This is a genomic window from Pseudomonas sp. MC6, assembly GCF_054790575.1.
The window spans coordinates 3,670,357-3,688,164 of record NZ_CP186504.1; the positions used below are offsets into that span (position 1 = coordinate 3,670,357).

Consider the following 17,808-nt stretch of genomic DNA (forward strand, 5'->3'; position numbering starts at 1 on the left):
TCGCCACCGCAACGCATGACCGTTCATTCCCTCCGAAAATAGTGGCTCCGCTTTTTGCGGCTGACGACTAGGGTGTACTGATCCCTAATCCTCAGGACTCGCCATGCACTCGTATTTCTCCCTGCAAGGCCGCACCGCTCTGGTGACCGGCGGCACCCGTGGTATCGGCAAAATGATCGCCAAGGCCTTTGTCGAGGCTGGCGCCCGCGTCTATGTCTGCTCGCGCGACGCCGAAGCCTGCCATCAAACGGCTGAAGAACTCAGCGCCTTGGGCAAGTGTCATGGCGTGGCGGCGAACCTGGCGACCGAAGAAGGTGTGCAGGAACTGGCCGCGCGCTTGGGCGAGCAGATCACGCATCTGGATATTCTGGTGAATAACGCCGGCACCACGTGGGGCGCGCCGCTGGAGAGCTATCCGGTCAAGGGCTGGGAAAAGGTCATGCAGCTCAACGTGACCTCGGTGTTCACCTGCATCCAGCAGTTTCTGCCGCTGTTGCGCAAGGGTGGTTCGGCGGCGAATCCGGCGCGGATTATCAATATCGGTTCGGTGGCGGGGATTTCTTCCTTCGGCGAGCAGGCGTATGCCTACGGGCCGAGCAAGGCTGCCCTGCATCAGTTGTCGCGGATTTTGGCGCGGGAGCTGGTGAGCCAGTACATCAACGTCAACGTGATCGCGCCGGGGCGGTTTCCGAGCAAGATGACGCAGCATATTGGTAATGATCAGCAGGCATTGGCTGAGGACACGGCGCTGATTCCGATGAAGCGTTGGGGACGGGAGGAGGAGATGGCGGCGTTGGCGATCAGTCTGGCGAGTACGGCTGGGGCTTATATGACCGGGAATATTATTCCGCTGGATGGCGGGTTCAGCCTCTAGGTCGGCGGTGAAGCTATCGCGAGCAGGCTCACTCCTACAGGGATTTTCAGCGAACAGAGATTTTGTATACATCCACAACCCTGTAGGAGTGAGCCTGCTCGCGATGGCGTCCGCCCTGCCACCACCAGACTTGAGACGGGACGGGTTATCATGCCCACCCCTGCCCTGCTTCGAATGCAAACCATGACTTACAGCGTCTCCCCCATCGGCTTCGTGCGCTCCTGCTTCAAGGAGAAATTCGCCATCCCCCGCCAGCCACAACTGGCTCCCGCCGCCCGTGGTGTGCTGGAACTGCTGGCGCCGTTCGATCAGGGTGACGCGGTGCAAGGCCTGGAACAGGTCAGTCATGTCTGGCTACTGTTTCTGTTCCATCAGGCACTGGAAGAAAAACCGCGCCTGAAAGTCCGCCCACCACGCCTGGGCGGCAACAAATCCATGGGCGTGTTCGCCACCCGCGCGACTCACCGCCCTAACGGCATCGGCCAGTCGGTGGTGAAACTGGACAAGGTCGAGGCCAAACGTCTGTTCATTTCCGGCATTGATCTGCTGGACGGCACGCCGATTCTCGACATCAAGCCCTACGTGCCTTACGCCGACATCATTCCCGACGCCGCCAACAACATCGCCAGCGCTGCGCCACATTTGATCGACGTGCAGTGGACGGACTCAGCCCTGAAACAAGCGCACACACACGCCCAGCGCCTCGACGAGCCGCTGGTTGAGCTGATTGAACAGTGTCTGGCGCAGGATCCACGCCCGGCGTATCAAACCCCGGCACCGGAACGCGAATACGGTGCGCAGTTCTGGGATCTGGATGTGCGCTGGCATTACCCGACGCCTGAGCAGATCCGCGTGCTCGAAGTTATTCCTGCCAAGGCGTAACCCCGAAAACGAAAAAGCCCGCGCTGCCTTCTCAGGCAACGCGGGCTTTTTGCTTTTCTGTAGGAGTGAGCCTGCTCGCGATAGGGCTGTGTCAGTCGACATCCATCTTGACTGATCCATCGCTATCGCGAGCAGGCTCACTCCTACAGTTTTGGGGCTTACTTCTCGACGAACGCACGCTCGATCAGGTAATCACCCGGCTCGCGCATCCGCGCCGAGATCTTCAGGCCAAAGCTGTCGAGCACTTCGCTGGTCTCGTCGAGCATGCTCGGGCTGCCGCAGATCATCGCGCGATCGTCCTGAGGGTTGATCGGTGGCAGGCCGATGTCGCTGAACAGCTTGCCGCTGCGCATCAGATCGGTCAGGCGGCCCTGATTCTCGAAAGGCTCGCGGGTCACGGTCGGGTAGTAGATCAGCTTGTCACGCAGCGCTTCGCCGAAGAACTCGTTTTGCGGCAGGTGCTCGGTGATGAATTCGCGGTAGGCGACTTCGTTGACGTAACGCACACCGTGAACCAGGATCACTTTTTCAAAGCGCTCGTAGGTTTCCGGGTCCTGAATCACGCTCATGAACGGCGCCAGGCCAGTGCCAGTGCTCAGCAGGTACAAGTGCTTGCCCGGGTTCAGGTCGTCCAGAACCAGGGTACCGGTAGGCTTCTTCGAGATGATGATCTCGTCGCCTTCCTTCAAATGCTGCAGCTGCGAGGTCAGCGGGCCGTCCTGCACCTTGATGCTGAAGAACTCCAGATGCTCTTCCCAATTCGGGCTGGCGATCGAGTAAGCGCGCATAAGCGGGCGGCCGTTAGGCTGTTGCAGGCCGATCATCACGAACTGACCGTTCTCGAAGCGCAGGCCCGGATCGCGGGTGCACTTGAAGCTGAACAGAGTGTCGTTCCAGTGATGAACACTGAGGACACGCTCGTGGTTCATGTTGCTCATGTACGTTTGACTCCTGGAGATTGGGTCTGCGCTGGCTTTGAAAGGCGACGGTGCGCAATTGCATCGCATTCTAATAGCGACGACAATATCTGTTAACTGGATTATTAAGATAAGGGTTATCGGTTATATCGATATGCGATTTACTCTCCGTCAACTGCAAGTCTTCGTCGCCGTCGCCCAGCAGGAAAGCGTATCCCGTGCTGCGGGTCTGCTCAACCTCTCGCAGTCGGCTGCCAGCACCTCGATCACCGAGCTCGAGCGCCAGTCCAGTTGCCAGTTGTTCGACCGCGCCGGCAAACGGCTGAGCCTCAACGCCCTCGGCAAACAGCTGTTGCCGCAAGCGGTGGCGCTGCTCGATCAGGCCAAGGAAATCGAAGATCTGCTCAACGGCAAATCCGGTTTCGGCTCGCTGTCAGTCGGCGCCACGCTGACCATCGGCAACTACCTGGCGACGCTGCTGATCGGCAGTTTCATGCAGCGCCACCCGGAAAGTCAGGTAAAGCTGCACGTGCAGAACACTGCCAATATCGTGCAACAAGTCGCCCACTACGAAATTGATCTGGGTCTAATCGAAGGCGATTGCAGCCACCCGGACATCGAGGTGCAGAGCTGGGTCGAGGATGAACTGGTGGTGTTCTGCGCGCCGCAGCATCCATTGGCCCAACGCGGCAGCGCGAGCATGGAAGAGTTGACTCACGAAGCGTGGATTCTGCGTGAACAGGGTTCCGGCACGCGGCTGACCTTTGATCAAGCCATGCGCCACCATCGCAGCTCGCTGAATATCCGTCTCGAGCTGGAACACACCGAAGCGATCAAACGCGCGGTGGAGTCGGGGCTGGGGATTGGCTGTATCTCGCGGCTGGCGCTGCGTGACGCGTTCCGCCGTGGCAGTCTGGTGCCGGTGGAAACGCCGGATCTGGATCTGGCCCGGCAGTTCTACTTCATCTGGCACAAGCAGAAGTACCAGACTTCGGCGATGCGCGAGTTTCTCGAGCTGTGCCGCGCTTTCACCGCCGGGGTGCAGCGCAGCGACGAGATCGTTTTGCCGACGATCGCTTAAAGCAGAATCACCGCCCACACCAACGCGATCATGCTCAGTGCTACGAATTGTGCGGCGCTGCCCATGTCCTTGGCGTTCTTCGACAGCGGGTGCAGTTCCAGCGAGATGCGGTCGATGGCCGCTTCCACGGCCGAGTTCAGCAACTCGACGATCAGCGCCAACAGGCACACGGCAATCAGCAAGGCCTGTTCGACACGGCTGACATTAAGGAAGAACGTCAGCGGAACCAGTACCACGTTCAGCAGTACCAATTGGCGAAACGCTGCTTCACCGGTGAAGGCCGCGCGCAGGCCGTCCAGCGAATAACCAGAGGCGTTGAGAATACGTTTCAGGCCAGTCTGGCCCTTGAAAGGTGACATAAAGTAGAAACCAACCAAAAAGGAGTGGGAAAGCTAGATCAACAAAAGTCAAAAAAGCGTGAAGACGCCAGCCTTTATTGGCTCGGAATTGACTCAAGTTGTTGCAGCAGTAAAGCCGCTTGCGTGCGGGTGCGCACATTCAACTTGCGAAAGATCGCCGTGACGTGGGCCTTGATGGTCGCTTCCGACACGCTCAGTTCATAGGCAATCTGCTTGTTCAACAGGCCTTCGCAGACCATGGTCAACACGCGGAACTGCTGCGGCGTCAGGCTGGCGAGGCCATCGCTGGCAGCCTTGGCTTCGTCGGAAACGGCAACGGCTTCGAACGCCTGTGGCGGCCAGAACACGTCGCCATCAAGCACTTTGCGCACCGCTTGCTGAATCACGCTGAGGTCGCTGGATTTTGGAATAAAGCCACTGGCGCCGAACTCGCGGGATTTGACCATCACCGAAGCTTCTTCCTGCGCCGAAACCATCACCACCGGAATCTGCGGGTACTGGCCGCGCAGCATGACCAACCCGGAAAACCCGAAAGCGCCGGGCATGTTCAGGTCCAGCAGGACCAGATCCCAGTCGGCTTTTTCGGTCAGGCGGGTTTCCAGTTCGGCGATGCTTGCGACTTCGACCAAGCGTACATCCGGCCCGAGGCCCAGCGTCACCGCTTGATGCAGGGCGCTACGAAACAGAGGGTGATCATCGGCAATCAGGATGTCGTATGTGGCCATTTTTCAAATGATCCTGTTTTTGATGGCAGACCCGGTGCATTCCGGTCTGGCCAAAGCAACTCAAGATGCCGCTTTCGAGCGATATCCACAGGGGCACGTTCAACGCCAATCAACAGCAAACACGGCGTTTCAAACCTTGGCCGCACCCTAATCGGCGCCAAGCATGCCCAGCGAAGACGGGGTGGTCAAGCAGCACGGCCGCTGGCTTGTACAGTATGGGCCACTATTGGGCCAACTCCGGCTGCGGCTTTCGTATATAGGGCAGCAACTCAGCGTGGGCTGGCGTCGACTCATTCATGTCCAACTGCTGTTTAGCGCCAAGGTAATGCTGGCTGAACACGTCGAAATAGGCGTCCAGCGCAGAAGCCGCGTCGCTGTCACCGGCCAGTTCCAGGCACAGCGCCGCGACTTCGGCAGTGCACAGGTGCTCGCTGCGGGTCGAACGGCGCAAGCGGTAGCGTGAGAGTTTGTCGGGCAGCAGGCTGAGGATTGGCAAACGGTCGAAATACGGACTCTTGCGGAAAATCTTCCGCGCTTCGGTCCAGGTGGCGTCGAGCAGAATGAACAATGGGCGCTTGCTGCTATCGATGGCGACGGTGTTGGTTACTCGCGAGGGCTCCACGTATTCGCCGGGAAACACCAGATACGGTTGCCATTGCGGGTCATTGAGCAGCGCCAGCATCTGCGGATCGGGCTCGGTACGCGACCAGATAAACGCATGGTTATCGCGCACCACGTCAGCAATCAGCCAACCGGTGTTGCTCGGTTTGAACACTTCCTTGCCGGTCATGATCAGGCACACGCCCGACCGCGTCTCGACACTAGGTCGCCAGGCGCACAGGCAATGGCTGATGATCACCCGGCAGTCGCGGCAACGCTCGGAGCGAAAGCCACGGGCCTGAATCGGCTTGATGCCTTCATCTTCGCGCTGATCGCGCAAACGGGCGACGGCGTTGGGGGCATGGTTCATCGCAGGCAGCGCCGGCAGACAGGGAAACTCGACACGAACAACACTCGTCAGGGCAATAAAGGCCGGCAGTTTACCAGAGCGACGGGCGCAAGCCTGTACCCTCCCGACCGGCTCCCCTATAATTCGCCGCCACTGAACGCACAGTCACGTGGCTGGTCGAACCACCAGTCACTGAACCAGGAGAGTTTCATGCTGCGCCTTATCGTTCCCACCGCTGCCATTCTGCTGGCGTCGTCCTTCACCGCTCAGGCTGCCTCCCTGAGTGAGCAGAATCTGAACCGCGAGCTGCGCAACGTCGCCGCCCAAAGCAGCGTCGGCACGCCACGCGCCATCAGTGAAGACATTCTTGATCAGGGCTTCACCGTTGAAGGCACGCAGTTGATCAACCACCTGAGCGTGCAGAAAAGCCACGCCGACAAGATGCGCGCTGACCCTAAAGTCGTGTATTTCCAGTTGGGCGCTTCGGTGTGCAACAACCCGTCGTTCCGCAAGCTGATGGCCAAGGGCGCGATCATGCGTTACGACTTCACCGAAGTGAAAACCAACAAAGCGATCGGCTCCGCCAGCTACCAGGAATCGGATTGCCCGAAAGCCGGTCCGGCGAAAAAGAAGTAATCATCGCGAATTGGCGCGCCGCTGTTCATCCTCGGCGCGCAGTTCGGCCAGCAAGGCCTGTAAATAGTGTGAGCGGCGCTCGCCGCCGGCCAAGCGCCGGCAGCACTCTTCTTCGAGACTGAGATGATTGGTCTCGGCTGATGCCTTCAACATTCGATACAACTGCGTATCGATCTCCAGAATCACTCTGGCCATGTGTCCCGCCTCCTTGCCACCCGCAAATCCTTGAATCGCGTGCACCGTGACGCAAAGCTGTCGTACGACGCCTGTAAGTTAGTTAATCAGAGGGATTGCCGCTCGGCGCAGGTTCGGACGAGCGGTGAAGGAACCGGCGAACAATCAATAAACAGTTGCCAGGCAAAACGTTGCGGCGCAATGATCAAGTCAGCGCAAATGCGCGCAAGGGTCTAGATTCAGAGTATTCCCGATCATTTTTCAACGGCAGGAAAGGAACTGCTGATCGTGTGTTTTTTGCAGCGCGGCACTGACGCCGCTCGTCAGGGCCATCCGCTCTGTGCAGAAGGAGACGTTGAATGCCTTACCAACCGAATGACCTCTTGAGCCGTCATTTTCAGGAAAGCGGCCCCGACCTCATCTGTAAGGTCGAAGAACAACTCAGCCGTGTTTCCCCCAACAGCCCGAACATTCCCATCTACCGCGACATGATCCTGACCGTGCTGCGCATGGCCCAGGAAGACCACAACCGCTGGAACGCCAAGATCACCCTGCAGGCTCTGCGCGAACTGGAGCAGGCGTTCCGGGTGCTGGAGCAATTCAAGGGCCGACGCAAAGTCACGGTGTTCGGCTCGGCGCGTACACCAGTCGAACATCCTCTATATGCCATGGCCCGAGAACTCGGCGCGGCGTTGACCCGCTCGGGGATGATGGTCATTACCGGTGCGGGCGGCGGCATCATGGCCGCAGCCCATGAAGGTGCCGGCCGTGATCACAGTCTCGGTTTCAACATCACCCTGCCCTTCGAACAACATGCCAACCCCACTGTCGATGGCACCGGTAATCTGCTGCCGTTCCACTTCTTCTTCACGCGAAAACTGTTTTTCGTCAAAGAAGCCGACGCGCTGGTTTTATGCCCGGGCGGTTTCGGCACGCTGGATGAAGCACTGGAAGTACTGACGTTGATCCAGACCGGTAAAAGTCCGTTGGTGCCGGTAGTGCTGCTGGATGCGCCGGGCGGCACATTCTGGCAAGGCGCGATGGACTTCATTCGCCAGCAACTGGAGGCCAACCGCTACATCCTGCCTACCGACATGAAACTGATGCGGCTGGTTTACACCGTTGAGGAAGCGGTGGAACAGATCAACCAGTTCTACAGCAACTTCCACTCCAGCCGTTGGCTCAAGCGTCAGTTCGTGATTCGTATGCATCACAAGCTCAGCGATCAGGCGCTGGCGCACATGCAGGAAGCGTTCGCCGATCTGTGCCTGAGTGACCAGTTTCATCAACACGACTACAGCGGTGAGGAACACGATGAAGCGCAGTTCAGCCATCTGGCGCGGCTGGCCTTCGCCTTCAATGCCCGCACTCACGGGCGCCTGAGGGAGTTGATCGACTACATCAACCTGCCGGAAAACTGGGCTCAGTCAAAACCGCAAACAGCACAACGTTCGCGCGAACCCTCCAAGGTAATTTGAGGGCAAAAAAAAGGCCCGCTATTTTCATAGCGGGCCGTTTTTATTGAAGCAGTTTAATCGTCCATCCCTCGACCGCTGAACAAGCGGTTGATCATCTCCATCGAAAACCCCCGATAGGCCAGGAACCGACCTTGCTTGGCCCATTCCTTCGCATCAATCGGTAAATGCCCGGAGAACTTCCGGCGCCAGGTGTCCTGAAGTTGTTCCTGCCAACTGATACCGCTTTCGCGCAGGGCGAGTTCGATATCGGCGCGCTGTAAACCGCGCTGGCCCAGCTCTTCGCGAATTCGCAGAGGGCCGTAGCCGGAACGGGCACGATAGGAAACAAAGCTTTCAAGGTAACGGGCTTCGGAAAGCAGTCCCTCTTCCGTCAAACGGTCGAGGGCTGTTTCGATCATCTCCGCCTCGGCGCCGCGCTGACGCAATTTGCGCGTCAACTCGACTCGACCATGCTCGCGGCGTGCAAGCAGGTCCATGGCGGTGCGTCGCACCGCGACGAGGGTATCGAGTACGGCGGTGGTCATCGCTGCAATCAGATGTCAGCGTCGGCCAGGTCGTCTTCAGTCTCTTTGACTGCAGAGGCCTTGGAGTCGATCACTGCTGGAGTAAGCAGCTTGTCACGAAGTTGCTTCTCAAGCTTCGCGGCGATTTCCGGATTGTCTGCCAGGAACTTGGCCGAGTTAGCCTTGCCCTGACCGATCTTGGTGCCTTCGTAGGCATACCATGCGCCGGACTTCTCGACGAAACCGTGCAGCACACCCAGGTCGATCATCTCGCCATTGAGGTAGATGCCTTTGCCGTAAAGAATCTGGAACTCAGCCTGACGGAACGGCGAAGCGACCTTGTTCTTCACAACCTTGACGCGGGTTTCGCTGCCGACCACTTCGTCGCCTTCTTTCACCGCGCCGGTACGGCGGATGTCGAGACGAACCGAGGCGTAGAACTTCAGCGCGTTACCACCGGTGGTGGTTTCCGGGCTACCGAACATCACACCGATCTTCATACGGATCTGGTTGATGAAGATCACCAGGCAGTTGGCGTTCTTGATGTTACCGGTGATTTTACGCAGCGCTTGGGACATCAGACGGGCTTGCAGGCCCACGTGCATATCACCCATTTCGCCTTCGATTTCAGCCTTCGGCACCAGTGCAGCTACGGAGTCGACGATGATCACGTCAACGGCGTTGGAACGCACCAGCATGTCGGTGATTTCCAGCGCCTGTTCACCGGTGTCCGGCTGGGACACCAGCAGGTCGTCGACGTTAACGCCCAACTTGCCGGCGTACTCAGGATCGAGGGCGTGTTCGGCGTCGACGAATGCGCAGGTCGCGCCGGCTTTTTGCGCCTGGGCGATCACCGACAGTGTCAGTGTGGTTTTACCGGAGGATTCAGGACCGTAGATTTCAACGATACGGCCTTTTGGCAGTCCGCCAATGCCGAGCGCGATGTCCAGACCCAGAGAGCCAGTGGAGATAGCCGGGATCGCCTGACGGTCCTGATCGCCCATACGCATCACGGCACCCTTGCCGAATTGACGTTCGATCTGACCCAGGGCCGCAGCCAAGGCTTTCTTCTTGTTGTCGTCCATTAAAGTCCTCACGTAATCAATAAGGCCTGACGGCCAACACCTGTATAAGTAGCCAGTATTATTCCACAGCGTTCGCGGATCGCCTACCCCTGATTTTCGATTTCTCGTGCCGCTAGTCGCAGGAGCCCCTCTAGCGCGGCCTTCACCGTTTGTCGGCGGACATCATCGCGGTTGCCGGGGAAGTGCTGAACCTCACTGGTGACCGTTTCGCCAACGCCCCACGCCAGCCACACCGTGCCGACCGGTTTGTTCGGCGAGCCGCCGTCCGGCCCGGCCACACCACTGACTGCTACGGCAAATCGCGCCAGGCTTTTGTCCTGGGCACCACGCACCATCGCCTCAACGACCTCGCGACTGACTGCACCCACCGACTCGAACAATTCACCCGGCACATTCAGTTGCTGGGTTTTCTGCCGGTTGGAGTACGTCACATAACCCGCCTCGAACCACGCCGAACTGCCGGGAATCCGTGTGATGGCTTCGGCAATCCCGCCACCGGTACAGGACTCGGCGGTGGTGACGTGGGCATTGAGCAGTTGCAGACGTCGGCCAAGGTCGGCGGCCAGTTGAGTGATCTCTTTCACGGCGTGCTCCGGATCGTGTGGAATGCCTCCACCGTACACGAGCCGGTTGCGCTTTCAATACACAGACTCATTCAAAATGTTCGGGCGCCAGCGCTCTGACATAGGCCTGACAGGCCTGCAAGGCAATCATTCCACGGTCGCCGGTGTCGGTGATGGCGATAATTCGTTGAGCATGCGCCGGGTCAAGTCGGGCGCGTACGGTTGCATGATCCACGCTGCCGGCGCCGGCGGTGGCTGGCACGTTGCAGCCTGGGGCAACGTCGCTGGCGTCGAGAAGGACTGACAGGCGCACATCAGCAGTGGCAAGGCGATCGCGCAGGCGATCCTGATCACGTTGGGCATCGCTCAGCGCTCGGTAGTGGGTTTTTTCACTGGCCGCGAGCCGTTGCTCCAGCGCCAGACGTTTATCCTGCTCAGCCTGTTGCACGGTGGCGGCGGTCTGGGTCAGTTGATTGAGGGTTTCGCCGTTTAACCGCGCCTGCTCGGCCAGTTGCCGCCCGTAACGCCACTCCTGCAACTGCCAGGCCGCTGCAAATCCACCCGCAGCCAGCAACAGGACGCCGATCATTCGCCAGGGGATTGGCATAGCACCGCCCTCGCCCGCGCCCAGATTTCCAGACGATCCTGCAAGCCGTTCAACCCGCCGTTGATGCGACGGGTAATGGTGTTGAACTCGTCGCGGTCGGCCAGTGCGTTCAAACCTTTCTGCTCCCAGAACCATGCCGCGGATTCGGCCGCCCATTGCGGCTGTTCGAGCAATTCGGGCAGAGACAGCAGGCGCTCATCGCCGAACAGGCCAAGGCTGCACTGGCGGTAATTCGAACGGCCGGTAATCTGGATCAACCCGCGCCCTCGGTATTTTTGCCCGTCGCCGTCGGCTTCAGGTGTGTTGCCCAGACGCAAGGCCAACGTACCCGTGTCGTACTTGCTCAGGTATTGGTTGTTGCCCAGCTCGCGCACATAACGCAATTGCCCCGACTCATGGCCGACCTGCGCAAGAAACGCAGCAATACGTTTAGGCGTGTCGATGCGCCGCCGAGTCATGGCAGTGTTGAGTGCAGAAACAAAAACGCCCGCTTGGGAGCGGGCGTTGGGCATGATGTCGATAAGGTTGTTTTCAGTTAATTGCATAATGCTTGATCCTCCCTGGATATTGCCCCGATTGAATCACGGTTGAAGGCCAATGCCGCTCAGCCATTTTTTTGCCAGAGTTTTCAGGGGGCTGTCCGGCGTCAGTTCTTCGGGGGATGCGAACACCCAACCGAGGGTGCCGAAGTTGGCGGTCCAGTCGATTTGCGGTGCCGGAGCGATTTCAGTGATGTCGATCCAGAGCAGATCCGGATGAAACATCTCGGCCATATTTCCGTCGGTGGAGAAGAGTTCGACCACGGTGTTCTGGGTGATGCGTGCGTAGGTTTTCATCAGGCGTACTCGTAGATGATCACGGCACCGGGAGCGCCTGCTGCGCCCGGTCTACCCGGCTGATTGGTTGTGTTAGCGATCCCGCCCGCGCCTGAACCATAACCGGAACCGGGGGCAGCCACACTCAATGCGACGCTACTCGCATACCCACCACTGCCGAGCGGTGAGTTTGCGCCGTGCCCTGCAAGTGTTGATCCGGTGAGGCACATCCCTGGGTTGCCGGCCGCACCTGCCGAATTGACAATGTTGCCGCCACTTGAGGTTTGGCTGGGAAAACCACCCACATACAAGCCGAATCCAGGAAGCGTAAGCGGAGAATTCGAGGGAGACCCGCCGCCACCGGTGGCCGTAACCAATGAACCCAGCGAACTTGTACCGCCACTTCCTCCGCCTGTGCCGACAACCCCCGCCGCGCCCCCAGCCCCCACGGTAATGATTTGGCTCTGCCCGATCGCGGCAGAGGATAACCAGGCTTGTGCGTAGCTACCGGAAGCGCCACCGCCTGTAAGGGAAACCTGGGTAGAGTTCGTCGCACCGATTCCCGAGCTGCCACCACCTCCGCCGACGATGGTGACCCATACGTTCTTCATTCCCACTGCTGGCACATAGATGCCGGACGCAGTAAATGTCCTGATCCCCAAGAGCCGGCCACTTGCAGCATTGCCACCACTCGCATACACCAGCACCCAACTATCCAGTGCTGCGCTGTACACCACCGAACACACACTACCGCCGACAATCTCGGCAGGGCGCAATGCACTCGCTGCGAGACTGACCAGCGGCTTGGGCATCAGCCCGTTCGGTGCAAACGTACTCGCCCCGGTATTGGCATTACCGGCAGTAAAGCGCAGCGCCAAGCCGTCCTTCAATACAGTGACGGCAGGCACATAATTGGCCATATAGAGATTGGCCGCGCCGATGTCAGTGGCATGTTTGTCTTCACCTGCCTGACTGAGTTTTTTCACCGCTTGCAACAACTGGGTTGCATCGGCTTCGCTCGGCTCAAGGCCGGCGGATTTGACGACGTTCAACAACTCATCGGTGACGCTGTTGCCCCAGGTCGCCGGGATCAACGATCCGGGCAATCCCGCGACGACGTCTTCATTGACGAATTTGCCATTCACCAGCCCGACGCTGGGAACACTTTTTGGATAGTCCACGTTAGTTCCTCAACTGTCTGTCTGAAGCAGGCCTTCCAGCCAGTCAGGCTCAACTGGTCGGGAAAGCACATTGGGAAAGTCCGGATCATTCGGCCAATCGCGCAGTGCCTGCCGATACACCAATAGTTGTTTGAATTCCTCGGAGCGCAACGTCGTGCCCTCGCCCACTTCCAGTTCTTCGGCATCACGAAACACCAGCCACTGGGTGTTTTGCAGAACGTGGTTGCGCCATGCGCGCTCGTGGCTGGCAAGCGTTGCAGGAGAAACGACGGGGTCGGTCAAAACGGGCTGACCACTGGCGCTGGCGCTGATGACTTTGCCGCTCGCCTGCCCGGCAAACAGTTCGGTGTATTGCGCCTGGGTGATTTCCACCGCCCCTGCAGGCAGTTCGGGAAGTGCGCTGTCGACCCGATCAAAGCCCAAGCTTTGTGCATAAAAGAAAATCGTCATGGTCAGTACCCCCAAACCAGAATGCGGCCCGAAATGCCCGGATCAGCCTTTACACTTGAAGCCAGGACGCTTCGGACCCGAGCGACCACCGTCGTTGTCGTGGAGCTCCCGCCGTCAAATGCCCAAACGGTAACGTTGGAGGCACTCCATCCTGCCGGGTTACCTTCATTGGCAATACCTCCGAGGACAGCATTGGGAAACCTGATTGGCAGCGACACCGTCATGTTGCCATTCGCATCGGAGCCCCCCGTTACCCACTGCACGATCAAACCGCTGGGAAACTTTTGATATCCCGATGTGGCGAACTGTGCGGCGTAATTGGTTGAGTACTTCAGCGCAGCGGTGCCATAGACCACCCACACTCCAGACTCCCTGACGAAATTCGCACTCTCACCATTGTTCATCACGATCGACGCCAGATAAGCCCCTTGAGGACTGATCTGCGCACCGGTTTTACTGGTCACCGTGACGGGCGCACTGTTACGGCAATGCAGGCTGATCGTCGCGCCGCTCGGCACCGCAGCAGCATCCGGAAGCGTCACGGTATACGTCGCGTTGCCGCCCAGGCCGATAGAACAGCCGACATCGACCGGGGTCAGTTGCGTGGCCGCATATATACCGCGAGCACTGGCATAACTGCCTAGCGCCCGCTGCACAAACTCGGATGTTGCTGCCGAGCGTCCACCATCAAACTGCGGCGCCGTCATGAACAATGCCGGACTGCGCAATGCCGCCAACAACTGATTGTTCGACGACTCGTTCGGCGTCAGACCAGCCGCCTGAACAACGTTAAGAATCTCTTGCGTGACGCTGTTGCCCCACGTCGCCGGGATCAGCGAGCCGGGTTTACCGGCGATCGGGTCTTCGTCGACAAACTGGCCATTGACCAGGCCGACACTGGGCACACTCTTGGGGTAGTCCAAGGTTTATCTCCTTAATCTGAAAATACATTGGGCGCAGGCCTCAGCCGCTTGAAGCGGCTAACCACACCGAGGCCGAAGACCGGGAGACGGTCAAAGGAACAAACGTTTCCTTGTGCAGGTATCAGTCGTTCACGACAACGCCGGGAACTGCCGGCCAGGCGACGGCATCGGGAAAACCGCTCTGCTTTTCAATACGGTTCAGCTCCACGCTGTAGAGCTTCCATTCGATCAGCAGTAGTTGTTCGTCATGGTTGGCATCGCCGATATCTTCGGCGTACTGCAGGGGGGCGATGCGCAGCACGGCATCGCGTAGCAGTGCGTCGCGCTTAGCGAGGACGACGCGTTTGCGATCCGCCAGCTGCGCAACCTCATCAACCTGCCAGGCGTTGCCCACCCAGACGTGAAAGCCACCCGGAAAAGGCAACCGGGTGAAGCCCTCCGGCAATTCGCCAAGCGCGTTCCAGGTTTCCCGAATGCCTGTGTCAGTGCGGTAGACATCGCCACGACAATCGATCTGCTGTTGCAAAGAACCCTTGTCATAGGCCCAGGCAAAACCCTCAGGCGCAGGGGAGAGTTCGATGCTTAGCGTCACCGCATTGCTTGGCAGTTGCAGACCGATTCCCGGCACGAGCGGGAACTCGACAGGGCCAACCAAGGCACCGCTGTCATCTATCAGATAATTGAACATGGGCACCTCAGATCAGTTTGATTCGCGCGGGATAGGCGATGTTTCGCGGTCGGGTTTCAGCGGCGAAATTGCCGATACTGCCGATGTAGGCATCATTGTCGAATGCAGGGTTGGGATAGGTCGTTGCCACCGTTGCTGAAGTCGGTAAAAAATTGACGTTGGTGGTAACGTCCCAGGCGATATCCGGAATCGCTGGAGCAGGCTTGAATGTCGCCCCGGTTCCAGTCGGCAGATAATGGTTGTGGCTTTGCAAGGCGTGCATTTGCAGGCTGCCTATTACACGTCCAGCATCAACGCTTCTGTTCTCACTCAAAACCCGCAAAAACTCGCCCCGAATCTCGGGAATTCGAAAGTTCGAAGCGCCATCGCCACTGGTCCAGCCGCCTTCTCTGCCAGTTCGCGCAGCTTCTGTGGTCAGCGCTCCGGATAGCTGGGCGAAATCCCACAGCCACGGCCATTCGGCGCGCTTGAACAGATCACCGTTGGGAACGCCATAACCTCCTGGGTTAAGCGTTGTGGTGGTCTCGAAAAACGGGCGTCCCAAGGCGGTATTGTCGAAGCGTCCTATCGGCCACCAGCTCCCCGTTCCGTCACTGCGCAGATGCCACCAGTCACCTCCCCCCATCAGCACCAGAAACGGATAGCCGCTGGCCGACAAGTTGGTGTGAAAGCGAATCCTGTCGGTGCCGGATGCTTGAACAACGAGGCGATTGCCGCTGTTGTCGACACGACGAAGAATCACATCGCGTACACCCAGAGAAACATCCGCCGGAGGTAAAGTCAGGGTCACGGGAGCGGGACTGCCATCGATCAAAACGAGACCGAGTTCCTGCTCAGCCAGTGACTTGGAAGCTGCAAGCCGGGTAATCACCGAACGCACCGGACTAGCGCTGCCAACAATCGATTGAATCGCCTTGAATAGTTGGCTGGTATCCGCCTCGGAAGCCACCAGCCCGCCACCGCTGATCACACTCAGAATTTCCTGAGTCACACTGTTGCCCCACACCGCCGGAATCAAAGAGCCCGGCGTACCCGCCACCGGGTTTTCATCGACGAAGCGACCATCGACCAGGCCGACGCTTGGGACGCTTTTTGGATAATCCATAGGTTGTTCGTTCCTTTGAAATGACAAATGACCGGCGTCGGCACAGCGTCTTCTGCGTGCCTGTCCACGGTCCGTTTTCTGAAAATAAAAAGCCCACAACGAAGTGGGCTTGGCTGACGCAGTACGCAGAATTTTCGGTTTAGCTGGAAAGGCCGCTGGCCAATTCGCGAATGGCGACCAAAGCTTCGTCACCAGCGCTGCGCGCCAGATCCATGTTGCCTTTGGCAGCCTGCGTGCGAATTTGCGCTTTGGCCTTCAGGCGCAGCGTACGCAGCGCCAGCAGATGGTCGGTCAGTTGATCGGCCTTGCTCAGAATCTGCTCGGCGGCTTGTTTGGCAGTGCGTCCTTTGACCACCCACGCAGCGACCGACAGCGGCACTTCCTTTTTCGGGTAACCGGCGTCCTGATAGGCCTGAGCATCGGCGGCGGCCTGGGCGTATTCCATGGCCTTGAGCGGGTCGCCGGCCAATGCGATGCGAGTGCTGTCGGCAGCGGCGTCAACTTTGACGCAAATCTGTTCAACTTCCTGCGCATTCAATTCAGTCTGTTTGTCTGCGTTCAGAACCCATGCCACACCGTCCCAGTCATGGGCGGCAGAAGGTTGAGGAAGGCGCATTTCGCCGTCGAACTGATGAAGCTCCTGAATAACGATCATCGAATAAGCTCCCAGGAAAACTGGACGTTAACGGCATCGGAAAAATTGACCGCGATACCGACGCTGTAATCAGTGACGGGATGGCTCTTGATGCCCATGCTCAGTAGCAGTTCATCACTCTCCGCGTTCGACTGGCCAAGGTTGTGCTCTGCCTGATAGCACTGCCACAGCGAGCGCAAATTGGCATGATCGAAACTGGCGGCCAGCGTTGAAACCGTCACGTCGTTGACGATGTTGTTAGTGAACAACACACAAGGAGTAACCGTTGCGGGGTTCCAGCCACCTGCGTTATTGGAGCTGCCAGCAATCATGGGCGACAGGAAACAATAATTGCCCCCCGCCCAGCCGGTTGATGGAAAACCAACAGCCGTCACTGCGGTTGAGGACGGCGTTGGATTGCCGGCAACCAATCGGGCAGAACGTGCGTGCGGATCCAGTGGCAGGAAAATTGCGCCCGTGCCGTTGACCGTCTGAGTCCAGGTCAAGCGCGCACGGTTGTAGATGGTTCGAACCGTGGGCACCGAGCCCGGTGCGCCGGTCACGATCCAGGCCAGGCACATGTCCAGTGCCGTCGACTGGAAGCCGCCACCGGCGGCACCGTTGACCGTTCCTTTCAACGACTCGGGCGTCACGTCATGGATGTTGCCACGCTGCACGTAGAACGTCAGCGCACCGCCAGAGACCTGAGCGCGTAAAAAGTAATGGCTGCTGGGCAACAGATCCGCACTGCTCCAGGCCGACGTCACAAACGTGCGCGAACGACCCAACTGGCCATTCACGACTTCCTGACCGAGGCTGATATAGGTGCCTGCCGCAATGGAAACCCTGCCACCACTGGTGGATGCCGCAGCCGGGCTGACCGTCAACCGACCATCGGCGGTGGCTACCGTCGGCAGCGGCAATGCCACCAGCGGCAACGCCAGATCCTGATTCCAGCCCTTGGCCGTCACCGACTGAATCGCTTGCAGCAACTGATCGTATTTTTTCTCGTCCGGCGTCAGACCCGCCGCATTGATCACACTGAGAATTTCCTGGGTAACTCCGTTACCCCAATCCGCCGGGATCAGCGATCCCGGGGTTCCGGTCATTGGGTTCTCATCGACAAACTTCCCATTCACCAAGCCGGCGCTGGGCACACTGTTCGGATAATCCATGGCT

At 58.8% G+C, this 17,808-nt stretch carries 24 protein-coding genes; 6 read left to right on the forward strand and 18 right to left on the reverse strand.

Annotated features, from left to right (window positions below):
* Positions 1–103 precede the first annotated feature (103 nt).
* Positions 104–874 carry an SDR family oxidoreductase gene (locus ACOYXE_RS16455; RefSeq protein WP_460926301.1) on the forward strand — a complete coding sequence of 257 codons (771 nt, stop codon included), beginning with the start codon at positions 104–106 and terminating at the stop codon, positions 872–874.
* 183 nt (positions 875–1,057) lie between these two features.
* On the forward strand, positions 1,058–1,756 hold the full coding sequence (gene tsaA / locus ACOYXE_RS16460) for a tRNA (N6-threonylcarbamoyladenosine(37)-N6)-methyltransferase TrmO (protein ID WP_460929842.1): 699 nt from the start codon (positions 1,058–1,060) through the stop codon (positions 1,754–1,756).
* A gap of 158 nt (positions 1,757–1,914) precedes the next feature.
* Here tsaA and fpr read toward each other — a convergent pair whose 3' ends face one another.
* Complete coding sequence (gene fpr / locus ACOYXE_RS16465; RefSeq protein ID WP_007908723.1) at positions 1,915–2,694, reverse strand: ferredoxin-NADP reductase; 780 nt, start codon at positions 2,692–2,694, stop codon at positions 1,915–1,917.
* A 133-nt stretch (positions 2,695–2,827) separates the two neighbouring features.
* On the opposite strand from fpr, the gene ACOYXE_RS16470 reads away from it, so the two are divergent.
* On the forward strand, positions 2,828–3,754 hold the full coding sequence (locus ACOYXE_RS16470) for a LysR family transcriptional regulator (protein ID WP_064393117.1): 927 nt from the start codon (positions 2,828–2,830) through the stop codon (positions 3,752–3,754).
* Here the strand turns inward: ACOYXE_RS16470 and ACOYXE_RS16475 are convergent.
* Together ACOYXE_RS16475 and erdR are read right to left on the reverse strand one after the other, a co-directional pair.
* Positions 3,751–4,113, reverse strand: a complete 363-nt coding sequence (locus tag ACOYXE_RS16475) for a diacylglycerol kinase (protein ID WP_042557932.1) — start codon at positions 4,111–4,113, stop codon at positions 3,751–3,753. The two genes, ACOYXE_RS16470 and ACOYXE_RS16475, sit on opposite strands and share 4 nt — an antisense overlap.
* Positions 4,114–4,187: 74 nt before the next feature.
* Complete coding sequence (gene erdR / locus ACOYXE_RS16480; protein ID WP_077571373.1) at positions 4,188–4,838, reverse strand: response regulator transcription factor ErdR; 651 nt, start codon at positions 4,836–4,838, stop codon at positions 4,188–4,190.
* Between erdR and ACOYXE_RS16485 the strand changes: the two genes are divergently transcribed.
* Positions 4,831–4,989: a hypothetical protein gene (locus ACOYXE_RS16485; RefSeq protein WP_160056313.1), complete on the forward strand. Its 159-nt coding sequence runs from the start codon at positions 4,831–4,833 to the stop codon at positions 4,987–4,989. The two genes, erdR and ACOYXE_RS16485, sit on opposite strands and share 8 nt — an antisense overlap.
* Positions 4,990–5,061: 72 nt before the next feature.
* Here the strand turns inward: ACOYXE_RS16485 and ACOYXE_RS16490 are convergent, their stop codons facing one another.
* Complete coding sequence (locus ACOYXE_RS16490) at positions 5,062–5,808, reverse strand: tRNA-uridine aminocarboxypropyltransferase (RefSeq protein ID WP_034154936.1); 747 nt, start codon at positions 5,806–5,808, stop codon at positions 5,062–5,064.
* A gap of 189 nt (positions 5,809–5,997) precedes the next feature.
* Between ACOYXE_RS16490 and ACOYXE_RS16495 the strand changes: the two genes are divergently transcribed.
* Positions 5,998–6,423 carry a PA3611 family quorum-sensing-regulated virulence factor gene (locus ACOYXE_RS16495; protein WP_460926302.1) on the forward strand — a complete coding sequence of 142 codons (426 nt, stop codon included), beginning with the start codon at positions 5,998–6,000 and terminating at the stop codon, positions 6,421–6,423.
* Here the strand turns inward: ACOYXE_RS16495 and ACOYXE_RS16500 are convergent, their stop codons facing one another.
* Positions 6,424–6,618 (reverse strand): hypothetical protein, encoded by a 195-nt coding sequence (locus ACOYXE_RS16500; RefSeq protein ID WP_034154934.1) that lies wholly within the window; start codon positions 6,616–6,618, stop codon positions 6,424–6,426. It lies immediately after the preceding gene.
* A gap of 338 nt (positions 6,619–6,956) precedes the next feature.
* Between ACOYXE_RS16500 and ACOYXE_RS16505 the strand changes: the two genes are divergently transcribed.
* Positions 6,957–8,075: an LOG family protein gene (locus tag ACOYXE_RS16505; RefSeq protein ID WP_460926303.1), complete on the forward strand. Its 1,119-nt coding sequence runs from the start codon at positions 6,957–6,959 to the stop codon at positions 8,073–8,075.
* Between the two features lie 53 nt (positions 8,076–8,128).
* Here ACOYXE_RS16505 and recX read toward each other — a convergent pair whose 3' ends face one another.
* From recX to ACOYXE_RS16570, 13 genes are all read right to left on the reverse strand, one after another.
* Positions 8,129–8,599, reverse strand: coding sequence for a recombination regulator RecX (gene recX / locus ACOYXE_RS16510; RefSeq protein ID WP_460926304.1), 471 nt, complete (start codon positions 8,597–8,599; stop codon positions 8,129–8,131).
* A gap of 8 nt (positions 8,600–8,607) precedes the next feature.
* Positions 8,608–9,663, reverse strand: a complete 1,056-nt coding sequence (gene recA / locus ACOYXE_RS16515) for a recombinase RecA (RefSeq protein WP_007908746.1) — start codon at positions 9,661–9,663, stop codon at positions 8,608–8,610.
* Positions 9,664–9,746: 83 nt separating this feature from the next.
* Positions 9,747–10,247 carry a CinA family protein gene (locus ACOYXE_RS16520; RefSeq protein WP_160056307.1) on the reverse strand — a complete coding sequence of 167 codons (501 nt, stop codon included), beginning with the start codon at positions 10,245–10,247 and terminating at the stop codon, positions 9,747–9,749.
* A 67-nt stretch (positions 10,248–10,314) separates the two neighbouring features.
* Positions 10,315–10,833, reverse strand: coding sequence for a lysis system i-spanin subunit Rz (locus ACOYXE_RS16525; RefSeq protein ID WP_160056305.1), 519 nt, complete (start codon positions 10,831–10,833; stop codon positions 10,315–10,317).
* On the reverse strand, positions 10,812–11,378 hold the full coding sequence (locus ACOYXE_RS16530; RefSeq protein WP_160056303.1) for a glycoside hydrolase family 19 protein: 567 nt from the start codon (positions 11,376–11,378) through the stop codon (positions 10,812–10,814). The genes ACOYXE_RS16525 and ACOYXE_RS16530 overlap by 22 nt, the downstream gene beginning before the upstream one ends.
* Positions 11,379–11,414: 36 nt before the next feature.
* Positions 11,415–11,669 (reverse strand): hypothetical protein, encoded by a 255-nt coding sequence (locus tag ACOYXE_RS16535; RefSeq protein WP_460926305.1) that lies wholly within the window; start codon positions 11,667–11,669, stop codon positions 11,415–11,417.
* A complete protein-coding gene (locus ACOYXE_RS16540; protein WP_460926306.1) occupies positions 11,669–12,829 on the reverse strand; it encodes a glycine-rich domain-containing protein in 1,161 nt (386 codons plus the stop codon). Before ACOYXE_RS16540 ends, ACOYXE_RS16535 begins: the two co-directional genes overlap by 1 nt.
* A 9-nt stretch (positions 12,830–12,838) precedes the next feature.
* On the reverse strand, positions 12,839–13,279 hold the full coding sequence (locus tag ACOYXE_RS16545; RefSeq protein ID WP_160056297.1) for a phage tail assembly chaperone: 441 nt from the start codon (positions 13,277–13,279) through the stop codon (positions 12,839–12,841).
* 2 nt (positions 13,280–13,281) lie between these two features.
* Complete coding sequence (locus ACOYXE_RS16550) at positions 13,282–14,202, reverse strand: gp53-like domain-containing protein (RefSeq protein ID WP_160056295.1); 921 nt, start codon at positions 14,200–14,202, stop codon at positions 13,282–13,284.
* 121 nt (positions 14,203–14,323) lie between these two features.
* Positions 14,324–14,890 carry a tail fiber assembly protein gene (locus ACOYXE_RS16555; protein WP_160056293.1) on the reverse strand — a complete coding sequence of 189 codons (567 nt, stop codon included), beginning with the start codon at positions 14,888–14,890 and terminating at the stop codon, positions 14,324–14,326.
* A gap of 7 nt (positions 14,891–14,897) precedes the next feature.
* Positions 14,898–15,995 carry a phage tail protein gene (locus ACOYXE_RS16560; RefSeq protein WP_160056291.1) on the reverse strand — a complete coding sequence of 366 codons (1,098 nt, stop codon included), beginning with the start codon at positions 15,993–15,995 and terminating at the stop codon, positions 14,898–14,900.
* 139 nt (positions 15,996–16,134) lie between these two features.
* Positions 16,135–16,650, reverse strand: coding sequence for a phage tail protein (locus ACOYXE_RS16565; protein WP_160056289.1), 516 nt, complete (start codon positions 16,648–16,650; stop codon positions 16,135–16,137).
* Positions 16,647–17,804, reverse strand: a complete 1,158-nt coding sequence (locus ACOYXE_RS16570) for a phage tail protein (protein ID WP_160056287.1) — start codon at positions 17,802–17,804, stop codon at positions 16,647–16,649. The genes ACOYXE_RS16565 and ACOYXE_RS16570 overlap by 4 nt, the downstream gene beginning before the upstream one ends.
* Between the last annotated feature and the right edge of the window lie 4 nt (positions 17,805–17,808).